Genomic DNA, 3,581 nt, shown 5'->3' on the forward strand with positions numbered 1-3,581 from the left:
GCTTAACTTCAAATCCTTGCGGTCAATGTGTCAAGTTTTATTGACAAAATCATAGTCAAGCCCTCTGGTCTTGCACAGGTACGCAAACACACGCCTTGCATTGTCAGCTTCGGCAAGGGAAAGCTCCCTTGCCGTTACTGTTTTCGGCTTCTGTTCGTATGTGCGGGACGGAGTATAGATGCGGTCAATGTGTTCGCCTGTGAGGGCTTCGACCGCATCAACAAAGGACATTCCCATGTATTCACGCAGGAATCCGATGTTATCGCCGCCCTTGTCCTCGCTGAAACGAAACCACGCACCACGCTCACCTGGACCGTTATCCTTGATGTGCAGGCTATCGTGATTCTTCCACACATACTCTCTGCCGACTTTTTTCAGGTCAAAGCCGTGAGCCATGAGGAACTGAGGAAGATTGACAAATGCCGCCCTTTCTTTCTGTTCGTCAGTAATTCTCATCTATTATTCAAGCCCCTGATTCTTTCTCTTTTTGGGTGTCTGTTCTCTCTGCTGAGGCTTCTGCTGTCCTCGACCGCTGATACGCTGTGCGTCACGCTGCATCCTGCCACGGGAGAAGAAAGCCCTCTGTGAGTCCTTCTTTGCAACTGTGACAGCGGACTTTTCACCGCCGAACACCGCAGAATGTTCCACGCCCTTTGCGGTCAGCTCTGCCGACTTTTTCCGAGCCTGCCCCTCGTCCATACGCTGCGTAAAACGCTCCTGCTTTGGAAGTGACTTGAAAAAGTCGGGATTGACATACTCCACGGCTCTTTCGCCCTTGACAGCACTCTCAATCTGCTTGTAGGCTTCGGCATTCGCCTTAGAGACTGTGACCGCCACCGTGTCATTCTTGCGGACTACCGCTGAATACGGGATATTCTGCTTTTGCAGCTCTGCCACGATCTTCCGTGCAGTTCCGATAGGCTCAACACGGGTGTGCTTATCGTCCTTGCCGAGCGATGCATAGTATTCGGGATTGATCGTCTGATACTTGCCCTTTTCGCCCTTACCGCCGTTTTCCTTTGCGGCTTCTGTATGGGCGATCTTGCCGATAGAAGCGTACATCACATCATTCAGGGCAGGAACATCAGCTTTAGAAACAGTAATGCCGACCTTATCCTCACCCTTAGTAGCAGCGGAATATGCCACGCCTGCGGCAGTCAATGCGGACATGACCTCGACCGCCTGAATTTCCGTCATAGTCTCCACATGACGATCATTTCTCGGCAACTCCTTGTAATAATCGGGGTTGACCTTGAAACCGCCGTCATCGGTGAGGACTGCATCGCCATTCTCGATCATAGCTGAGAGCCAGCTATCCACCTGGACTTCATCGGCACTGTCAAGCAGTTCAAGCTGTTTCTTCATTTTTGCAAGCTCATCAGCCGCAGAAGCACGGACTTCCTCAGAAACGAAAGGATTGTCTGCAAGGCTTTCCATAGACTTGATACCCTCTGCAAGCTCTGCCTTTGCCTTGTCAATATCCTCTTTGCTGCCGTTGTTGATGATACCGTCAATCATGTTGTAATCATCTTCCATCTGCATTTCTGCATTGGCAAGCGGCTGGATACCAAGCTGGTCGGCAAGTTCAGCAACCTTTGACCTGTCGAGCGTTTCAACTTCCTGTGCCGCCTGCACAGCACCCTCAGCAAGAGAAGGCATATCCATTGTGCCGTTCTGCACCATTTCACCGAGCTTTTCTCCAGTGAGAACCATAGAAGCATCGAGCTGGTCATTGGTCTGCTCCTCGTAGTGCGCTTCGGGACGGGCGAGCTTCATGATCTTGCTTTCCAGTGCGCCGATACGCTCATTCACGCCCTTGAGCTGTTCACCAAGTTTGAGCTTGTCAACGGCACTTGTTTCAGGAGCGTTATAAGTGTCAAGAATATCCTGTCTTTTCGCTTCAAGCGTTGCTTTCTTGTCGCTCAGGCAGTCCACGGTCGAGCTGTTCAGCCTTGTCATTGCATCGGCAAAGGCTTCACGGCGCTCCTTGTTGAAGTGGATACCGAAGCTCTTGATCGTGTCATTGAGAGCGATCACACGGTTCAGCTTGTGTTCGATACGGTCACGCTTTGCGGTCAGGGTGTCGATTTTCTTCCAACCCTGATCTATCTTCTCCTGCCGCTTCGGAATTTTCACCTCACGGATAGCCTGAATACGCTTCTCGTTGTTAGCGATGAGAGTGCGGATACCTGGCAGATTGCCGATAGTGGCTTTCAGCATACGGTTCGTATCTTCGAGCTTGTCAGCTTTTGCAGACAATGCTTCGATCTTCGCCTTGTTGCGGTCGATCCTGTCCGTCTGATTGGCAATCTTTTCGTCAATAGAGTCGATACGGCTCTGATGATGCTCCGCCTTTGCGTTCAGAAAAGGAAGAAGTTTTCCCGACTTCTGAGCGCCGGACTCCTCCTGCTGCTGTTCCTGCGCCTGCGCCTGTTTTCTTCTCAGTTCTTCCTCCGCATCGACCGCAGGCTGGTCGGCGGTTCTCTTATCGTCATTGTCCTGTACGGGCATAGGCTACCTCACTTTCTCTTTCTCACGATGATGATAACCGCTGTGGTCACAGCCGTAACAACGGCACTTCCGATGATGATAAACTTCTTCATGGTCTGTTCTTCCTTTCTCTTTCTTCTGTCTGAATGATACGCTCCTGTTCGTCACGCTGTCTGCGTCGGGCGATCTCAGCCAGATGTTTATGGGCTTCTCTTGTAAAGTGGTCATTGACATGACGGCGCTGATAAGCATCATAAAGCTCCTCAAATGTGGGAACTTTGTCTGCCGTCTGCACAGGTTCGGCAGGAGTTTTCTCCTGAACCTTTTTTCGTTCATACTCCGAAATATCCGAGAGCGTTCTGCCGTTGACCGTGATAATACGGTCAAGCTCACGCTGAAGTGTAGCCTTGTCGCAGAGCCACAGGTCAACATAGAACTTACAGAGCAATAGCTGAACTTCATCGGGACGGGACTGCAAAAAGCTCACAGTTGTGTTCAGAAGCTCCGCTACTTCACCGAGCAGCCGATAATAGCCGTCAGGCACTCCGTAAACTTGCAGCTCACGGAGCAATGCTTCATAGTCGCCGGACTGTGCCTTTGCGATGATCTCCTCGACCTGTTCCTTGTAGCTGCCGTCATAGGTCAGCACCATTTCGGCATCACCGAATCGGGCAGAAAAAGGAATATTGCTCTTGTCGAGAGCCACCACGATAGCCTGCGCCTTGTCCGTTTCAATGCGGATAAACTCACGGTTCTGGATAGCGGAGACTTCGATACCGCCGATATACGGGAAATCTGTCACGGTGCGATCATCTCCCTGATCGTGTCGATAAGGTCAGTATTGGTGCTGTCGGCATCGTACTCCATTGCATACGCACCGCATACATTCTCCTGAATACGGCGAGGGAGCGACCTCAGCTCACGAACGGGAGTGCCAATGAGCTTCGCCACATTCGGGAGGTCAGCGACCGCAAGTGACTTGTTCACAAGGTCATAGAAACGGGCGGTCTGCGAACTGTCCATCATGAACTCATAGATGATTTTGTCAATAAAACTTGACACATTGACCGCAAGGATTTGAAGTTAAGCAG

The 3,581-nt window shown here is 51.0% G+C and carries 3 protein-coding genes and 1 pseudogene; all 4 read right to left on the reverse strand.

Annotated features, from left to right (window positions below):
• Window positions 1-30: 30 nt before the first annotated feature.
• A complete protein-coding gene (locus LI114_RS13195; RefSeq protein ID WP_227221058.1) occupies window positions 31-456 on the reverse strand; it encodes a hypothetical protein in 426 nt (141 codons plus the stop codon).
• 1,026 nt (window positions 457-1,482) lie between these two features.
• Window positions 1,483-1,560: pseudogene (locus LI114_RS14395) on the reverse strand (DUF4316 domain-containing protein); the annotation flags it as partial.
• A 1,039-nt stretch (window positions 1,561-2,599) separates the two neighbouring features.
• The gene (locus LI114_RS13205) at window positions 2,600-3,292 is read right to left on the reverse strand and encodes a hypothetical protein (protein ID WP_227221059.1); all 693 of its coding nucleotides are present in this window, start codon (window positions 3,290-3,292) and stop codon (window positions 2,600-2,602) included.
• The gene (locus LI114_RS13210; protein WP_227221060.1) at window positions 3,289-3,552 is read right to left on the reverse strand and encodes a hypothetical protein; all 264 of its coding nucleotides are present in this window, start codon (window positions 3,550-3,552) and stop codon (window positions 3,289-3,291) included. The genes LI114_RS13205 and LI114_RS13210 overlap by 4 nt, the downstream gene beginning before the upstream one ends.
• Between the last annotated feature and the right edge of the window lie 29 nt (window positions 3,553-3,581).

This window comes from Ruminococcus sp. 210702-SL.1.03 (assembly GCF_020559915.1).
GTDB lineage: Bacteria > Bacillota > Clostridia > Oscillospirales > Ruminococcaceae > YE71.

Excerpts from the sequence above, each read along its gene's own strand:
- LI114_RS13195 (WP_227221058.1), bottom strand. The coding sequence starts at position 456 with ATGAGAATTACTGACGAACAGAAAGAAAGGGCGGCATTTGTCAATCTT.